The following is a 6,835-nucleotide window of genomic DNA, read 5'->3' as shown; positions in this document are numbered from 1 at the left end:
CTGGCCGGCCTGGGCGACCGGGGCGGGCAGGGCGTCGGCGCGCATGTCGAGCCAGGTCTCCCGGTAGCTGTGGTGGCGCCAGTAGCCGGGCAGCGCATGGCCGTGCAGCAGGAAGACCACCGGATGCACGTCGATCAGCTCCAGGCAGGCGGCAAACAGCAGGGCCAGGTCGATGCAGGTGCCGCTGCGGTTGCCGAGGATGGTGGACGGGGTGCGCAGGCGCTGCGAGTCGAGGCGGCTGCTGTAGGAGGGCGGCGGGTTGATGTAGCCGAGCTGCCAGTCGTGCAGCAGCGTGGCCCAGATCGCCTGGACCTGCAGGTCGACCTCGCGCAGCTCTTCCTCCTCGGCATTGGGCGCGGCCTGGTAGCCCTCGAAGCCGGCGGCCGGGTTGTCGCGCAGCACGCGCACATAGCGCTGCGCCTGCTCCACCGCGCGCAGCACCGCCGGGTCGCGCGGCAGCACGAAGGAGGGCAGCCACTGGCCGTCCACGTCGTTGTCGCGCCACTGGTCCACCGGCAGCAGGCGCAGCGGGTAGGTCTCGCGGCTGAGCAGCCTTTCCCGGCCGTCCTGGTTCCAGCTCAGCTGCACGACCAGCGTGCTGTTGACCGCCTCCTGCACCGAGCGGATCAGCTCCGCGGTGAGTGGCAGCATCACCGTGCCCGCCAGGTCCAGCATGCGCTTGTCGGCCTGGAAGCGGCGGCTGCAGCGGGCCGGCTCGGCGCCCAGGTGCAGTTCCACGTCCACGCCCAGCCAGTCGCCCTCGCGGGCCTTGCCGCGCATCAGCACGAGCTTCTCGAACAGGCGGCCGTTGTTGTGCAGCACCGCGTAGTTCAGCTCCTTCTCGGGCGCGCATTCGAGGTAGGGCTCGCGATCCTCGTCGGGCGGCTCGGCGGCCGCGGCGGCGTCGCCCAGCGCCCGGCCGGGCGGGGACAGCGGCGCGCCCGACCAGAAGGCGATGCCGGTGGCCCGGGTGGCGGCCGGCTCGGCGCGCACCCGCAGCCAGGCCTGCTGGAAGGCCAGCGGCGCATGCCAGGGCGGGCTGGCGAGCTGGCCGTAGAACAGCTCGAAGAACATGTCCAGCAGCATGTTGTCGATCTCGTTCTGGAAGCCCACGGCCGACAGCGCCGCCCGCTCGGCCACCAGCATCGCGGCGGTGCGGGCGGCCGAGCTGTCCAGGCTGGCACCGATGAAGTAGGCACAGTGCCGGCCGTCGGCCGAGAGGGCCCGGGCCAGCATCTGCGCGGAGACCAGGTTGACCGCGCTGCGGCTGCCGGCCAGCAGCATGCCGTCGGGCACGGTGCCGGCCAGCGCCTCGGCCACCGTCATGCGCTCGCCGTCCAGCTCGACGCCGTCGCCCGGCGCCGCCAGCTCGCGCCATTCGCGCAGGCCGGAGGCATTGCCGAAGCCGCTCAGGTGGACCAGGTCCGGCTGCAGGGACAGCACCTTGTCGGCGAGCTGCTGCAGCGTCGGGTCGACCAGGCGCTCGACGCGGCTGCCCGGCAGCACGCGGCGCATGCGCTCGTATTCCGGGTCGAAGGCCGAGGGCTCGCGCAGCCCGCCCGGCGCGCTCTGCACGAACAGCAGGCTCAGCGGCTCGCGGCTCTTCGCGCGACGCGCCGAAGGCCAGATATCCGCCTCGTCGTCCGCCTGCGGGTCCAGCTCGCGCAGCACCGTGCAGGGCCGGCCGGCGCGCAGCTGCCGCGTGGCCGCGGCGATCACGTACTCCCAGGGAAAGACGCGGCCTTCCCAGCCTTCGCCCTCGCGCCGGTAGGGCATGCGCACGACCACGCAGGGCGCCGCGGCGAGCAGCGTCAAGGCGGCCTCGTCGACGCCGAAGTCCGCCAGCGTCTGCACCGCATCGGCCTCGTGCGCGCGGTTCGCGCCGCCCTTGGCCAGCCAGCGCTGGCGGTTGCGCAGCACGTAGGACCAGCGCATCGCCTGGCTGTCGAGCCGGCGCGAGGGCTCGGGGCTGGTTTCCTCCAGGGCGATGGCGGGCGCCCCGGGCACGACGAGCTCGATCTCGCCGAGGTAGCTCTTGTTGGACATGCGGCAGTCTCCTCGCCGCCGATCCTAGTGCCAGTTCAATACTGCAGCTTCGGATACCAGTCGGTGCCGCGCCCGCCCGGCGTGAGGTCGAGGATGGACCACAGCGACGCGATGTCCGGCGCGTCGCGCGGATCCTGGCCGGGGTCGGCCATCTCGCGGCGCATCGCGCTGGACCAGAACAGGCGCACGGTGCCGTCCCCGTCCTTGCGGAAGACCACCAGCGCCGGGCTCTCGCTGCCGTCGGGGTTCAGCAGGCCGAGGTCCTTCGCGTAGTCGTCGCCCACGGTCTGGACGAAGTTCAGGTCGCGCCAGCCCCGTTCCTGCGCGAAGGCGTATTGGCGCTCGACCGGCGAGCGGCCGAAGACCTTCAGCGCCACCCTTTGCTTGATGTCCGCTGCATTGCCGTTGACGGCGCCGAGCCAGTTCGTGCACATCGGGCAGGGCCGCTCGCGCTGCGGGCCGTACATCCAGAAATAGCTGACCAGCGTGTCCTTGTCGCCGAACAGCCCGGCCAGGCCCGTGTCGAAGCCCTGCTCGTCCTTGAAGCGGTAGTCCTTGCCGATCACCGGGCCGGGCGGCAGGGCACGGCGCTGCTCGACGACGCGGGTCATGTGGCGGCGCAGCTCGATCTCCTCGGCCAGCAGCGCGCGGCGGGCCTGGGCGTACTCGGGCGTGGCGCCGGGGAAGGGCAACTGGATCAGCGCGGCCAGTTCGGTGGCGGGTTGGTTCTGTTCGGCGGGCATGGGGCGACCTCGAGCCGCTTCGGGGCATCCGGCGTGCCCACCGGGACCTCGAGCCCGCCGCGTCTGCGGGCCGGGCCTCAGCTCGTCGGCTTGCGCGGCACCAGCATCGTGGCCGGGAAGTTCGGGTCGCCGGGCGCCGGCGCGGCGGGCTTGCGCGGCACGATCATCGTGGCGGGGAAGGGCTCGGCCGGCGCGCTGTCGCGGAACAGCAGGTCCGGCGTCTCCGGCGCCGGGGCGTCGGCAGCGGCGCGCTGCCGCTCCGCGCGGCTCTGCTGCAGGCGCAGCTCGGCCAGCTCCATGTTCAGCTGGTCCACCTGGCGGCGCGCGTCCTTGGCCGCCTGGTCCGCCTGCTTGCGCGTCTCCTCCAGCCGGGTGATCCGCTGCGTGGCCGCGGCCAGGCGCCCGCTCCACATGCGTGCCGCCACCAGGGCCGCGACCAGCGCCCCCAGCACCAGGCCGCCCAGGGCCGCCGCGATCGTTGCCAGGTCCATCGAGCCTCCGATGCCGTCGACATAACGGCTTAGTTGAGCGGTAGTAGCGCCACTCTACGCCGCAGTGCCGACCTGGGCGAAGAAAAACTTGGGCGGACGAGCGGCTACAGTGGCCGCATCCCCACTGCCGTGCCATCGATGAATCCGATCCCAGGCGACGTTCCCCTGTCCCCCCGCCGCGCCGAGGCCATCGCCATCGCCTCGATGGTCCTGTGCCTGCTGCTGCTGGCCCACGTCCATGCGCTGGTGGCGCTGCTGGCCGGGCTGCTGGCCTTCGCGCTGACGCACTTCGTGATGCGCGGCCTGCGCCGCGTGCTGCTGCGCCGGCGCGACAAGGGCCACGAGCTCACCGCGGGCCTGGTGATGGCGCTGATCTCGCTGCTGGTGGTCGGTGGCATCGTGGAGGGCGCGCGGCGGCTGATGGGCAGCGAATCGATCGCCGGCCTGATGGACTCGCTGGACCTGGCGCTGAAGCAGCTGAAGCTGCGCCTGCCCGACGAGCTGGCCGACCACCTGCCGGACTCGGTCGAGCTGCTGAAGGCCACGATCACCGGCTCGCTGGGCAAGCACGCGCAGATGCTGGCCGGCGCCGGCACCCATGCGCTGCACCTGCTGCTGATGACGCTGGTGGGCTGGCTGGTGGGCGTGCTGGCGGCGATGCGCGTGGCGACCGAGGGCGAGCCGAGGGAGGGCCTGGCCGGCGCCTGGTTCGGCCTGTGGCGGCGGCTGGGCGGCGCCTTCGAGCGGGTGGCCGCGGCGCAGGCCAAGATCGCGGCCGTGAACGCGGCGCTCAGCGCGGTCTTCCTGCTCGTCATCGCGCCGCTGGCCGGCTGGCACATCCCGTATGCCAAGACCCTGGTGCTGGCCACCTTCGTCTGCGGCCTGCTGCCGGTGATCGGCAACCTGGTCACCAACTCGATGGTCACGCTGCTGGCCCTCAGCGTGTCGCCGACGGCGGCGGCGGCGGCGCTGGCCTTCCTCGTGATCGTGCACAAGCTCGAGTACCTGCTCAACGCCCGCATCCAGGGCCAGCAGATCGGCGCCCAGGCCTGGGAGCTGCTGATCGTGCTGTTCGCCGCCGAGGCGCTGTTCGGCGTCAGCGGCATGGTGCTGTCGCCCGTGCTCTATGCCTTCTTCAAGGGCGAGCTGCGGCGCGTCGGCTGGTTGGACTGATCGGTGTAGGGAGAGGGTCAACCCGCGATCCTTTCGCTGCCTGAAAGCATCGCCTCCGTTCGTTAATTGATGCGACTGCCGGGACTGCCTATGGTCCGGTCCCAGCAGTTCCATCACAACGACACGGAGACAGGATGAACTTCAGACTCTCGCTGATCTGCGCGGGTGCGGCCTTCGCGCTGGCCGGCTGCAACTGGGACGACGAGCCGCCCCGCAAGGCCGGCTTCGTGGATCGCTTCGAAGTGGTGTCCAGCGTGGACGCCTACAACGGCGCCACGCCCTCGGGCGCCGCCGGCCCCTACGTCGTCGTGACCGGCATCGTGCATGGCAAGCTCGATCCCAGGCACCCGGACAATGCCGGCATCGCCGACATCGACAAGGCCGCGGTCGATGCCGACGGCTACGTGGCCTACACCACCGACGTCGTCATCCTGCGGCCCAAGAGCGCGACAGGCGCGCGCCGCGTGCTGTTCTACGACGTGGTCAACCGCGGCAACAAGATCGCGCAGGGGCTGTTCGTCGGCGGCGGCGACCTGGCCACCGGCGCCGCGCCGGATGCCAACTTCCCGTCCATCCTGCGCCGCGGCGTCACCGTGGTGTGGAGCGGCTGGCAGGGCAATATCTTGCAGACCGGCAAGGGCTCGACCGCCGCCGTCGGCACCAGCTTCCCGATCGCCAAGAACAGCGACGGCAGCTCGATCACCGGCCTCAGCCGCGAGGAGTACGTGCCCGACTTCGCCGGCACGGCCACCATCCCGCTCACCTACAAGCCGGCCTCGACGGCCGACCTGTCCGAGGTGAGCTTCACCGCCCGCCAGAGCTACTACAACGCGGCCGGGCAGCAGACGTATGCGTCGCCCTCCGTGCCGGTGGCCACCTGGAGCTACGTCACCAATGCGGACGGTTCGGTCTCGGTGCAGTTCACCCCGCCGGCCACCATGCCCGACGCCGCCGGCAACAGCCTCGTGCCCGACGCCGGCACCATCTACAACTTCAGCTACCGGGCCAGGGACCCGATGGTGCTGGGCATCGGCTTCGCCGCGGTGCGCGACCTGGTGGCCTTCCTGAAGAACGATGCCAAGGACGCGCAGGGCAATGCCAGCCCGGTGGCCGACCTGAAGGCCGCCACCTGCGCCGCAGGCAGCAACTGCGCGAGCAACCCCGGCACCAATTTCGACGTGGCGCTGGGCGAGGGCCTGTCGCAGTCGGGCCGCTTCCTGCGTGACTTCCTCTACCAGGGCTTCAACAAGGACACGGCCGGCCGCGTCGTGTTCGACGGCATGATGCCGCTGGTGCCGGCCGGCCGCCGCACCTGGGTCAACGCGCGCTTTGCGCAGCCCGGGCGCTGGTCCAAGGAACACGAGGACCACTTCATGGTGGGCGACCAGTTCCCCTTCGCCTACAACGTGATGGCCGACCCGGTCAGCGGCGTCACCGACGGCCTGCTGAAGAAGTGCCTGGACAGCAAGACCTGCCCCAAGATCATGCAGCTGGACGGCAGCTACGAATGGTGGGGCGGGCGGGCCTCGCTGGTGGTCAGCGACGGCGCCGGCAAGGACCTGACCCTGCCCGACAACGTGCGCTACTACCTGGTGCTGGGCACCGGCCACAGCGTCATCGGCCCGGGTGCCACGACCGGCGTGCTGACCCAGCCGGCCGCCGGCAGCACCTGCCAGTTCGTGCAGAGTCCGGTCAGCGAGGGCCAGACCTTCCGCGCGCTGCTCGGTTCGCTGGACGACTGGGTCGTCAAGGGCACGACCCCGCCGGCCTCCAGGTACCCGACCGTGGCCGCCGGCAGCGCGGTGCTGCCGACCGCCGCCGCGACGGGCTTCCCGAACCTGTCCGCGATCACCGTGCCCAACGGCGCCACCGGCGCGCCGCTCTCGCTCAGCGTCGGCCTGGCGCGCCCCAACCAGCTCTACGTCACCGCCTACTCGACGAGTTCCCCGACGGTGGACCTGAGCAAGGCCTACCGGCTGCTGGTGCCGCGGGTGGACGGCAACGGCAACGAGCTGGACGCGATCCGCATGCCCGAGCTGAGCGTGCCGCTGGCCACCTACGCCGGCTGGAACGTGCGCGGCGCGGGTCATGCGAAGGGACAGAACTGCCAGTCGCTGGGCAGCGCGATCCCGCTGGCCATCGACGCGGCGAGCAAGGCGCCCACCGACCCGCGGGCCACCCTGGCCGAGCTCTACGCAGGCCGGACCGACTACCAGACGAAGTTCGCCGCGGCGACCGACGCGCTGGTGGCGGCGGGCTTCATGAGCGCGGTGGAGGCCACGGCCTACAAGAACGGCGCCGCCTCGGTCTCGGCCGTGCTGATTCCCAAGCCATGAGGGCAGCGCCGGCGGCCGCGATGCTGATGCTGCTGGCCGCCTGTGG

5 protein-coding genes are annotated in these 6,835 nt (G+C 71.6%); 2 read left to right on the top strand and 3 right to left on the bottom strand.

Annotation, left to right across the window (positions count from 1 at the left end; translation table 11 throughout):
- From B0W88_RS28410 to B0W88_RS28400, 3 genes are all read right to left on the bottom strand, one after another.
- A partial coding sequence (locus tag B0W88_RS28410) for a hypothetical protein (RefSeq protein ID WP_077037917.1) occupies positions 1-2,046 on the bottom strand: 2,046 nt, incomplete at its 3' end.
- A 35-nt stretch (positions 2,047-2,081) separates the two neighbouring features.
- The gene (locus B0W88_RS28405; RefSeq protein ID WP_077037916.1) at positions 2,082-2,789 is read right to left on the bottom strand and encodes a DUF899 family protein; all 708 of its coding nucleotides are present in this window, start codon (positions 2,787-2,789) and stop codon (positions 2,082-2,084) included.
- Between the two features lie 77 nt (positions 2,790-2,866).
- Positions 2,867-3,280: a hypothetical protein gene (locus tag B0W88_RS28400; RefSeq protein WP_077037915.1), complete on the bottom strand. Its 414-nt coding sequence runs from the start codon at positions 3,278-3,280 to the stop codon at positions 2,867-2,869.
- A gap of 138 nt (positions 3,281-3,418) precedes the next feature.
- On the opposite strand from B0W88_RS28400, the gene B0W88_RS28395 reads away from it, so the two are divergent.
- Together B0W88_RS28395 and B0W88_RS28390 are read left to right on the top strand one after the other, a co-directional pair.
- Positions 3,419-4,453, top strand: a complete 1,035-nt coding sequence (locus B0W88_RS28395; RefSeq protein WP_077037914.1) for an AI-2E family transporter — start codon at positions 3,419-3,421, stop codon at positions 4,451-4,453.
- Positions 4,454-4,587: 134 nt separating this feature from the next.
- On the top strand, positions 4,588-6,789 hold the full coding sequence (locus tag B0W88_RS28390) for an alpha/beta hydrolase domain-containing protein (protein WP_077037913.1): 2,202 nt from the start codon (positions 4,588-4,590) through the stop codon (positions 6,787-6,789).
- Positions 6,790-6,835 lie beyond the last annotated feature (46 nt).

Source organism: Pelomonas sp. KK5, assembly GCF_001984095.1.
GTDB lineage: Bacteria > Pseudomonadota > Gammaproteobacteria > Burkholderiales > Burkholderiaceae_C > KK5.
The sequence above is the reverse complement of the archived record's forward strand: the minus strand, read 5'-3'. Positions and strand labels throughout refer to the sequence as shown.

Excerpts from the sequence above, each read along its gene's own strand:
- B0W88_RS28405 (WP_077037916.1), bottom strand. The coding sequence starts at position 2,789 with ATGCCCGCCGAACAGAACCAACCCGCCACCGAACTGGCCGCGCTGATC.
- B0W88_RS28400 (WP_077037915.1), bottom strand. The coding sequence starts at position 3,280 with ATGGACCTGGCAACGATCGCGGCGGCCCTGGGCGGCCTGGTGCTGGGG.
- B0W88_RS28395 (WP_077037914.1), top strand. The coding sequence starts at position 3,419 with ATGAATCCGATCCCAGGCGACGTTCCCCTGTCCCCCCGCCGCGCCGAG.
- B0W88_RS28390 (WP_077037913.1), top strand. The coding sequence starts at position 4,588 with ATGAACTTCAGACTCTCGCTGATCTGCGCGGGTGCGGCCTTCGCGCTG.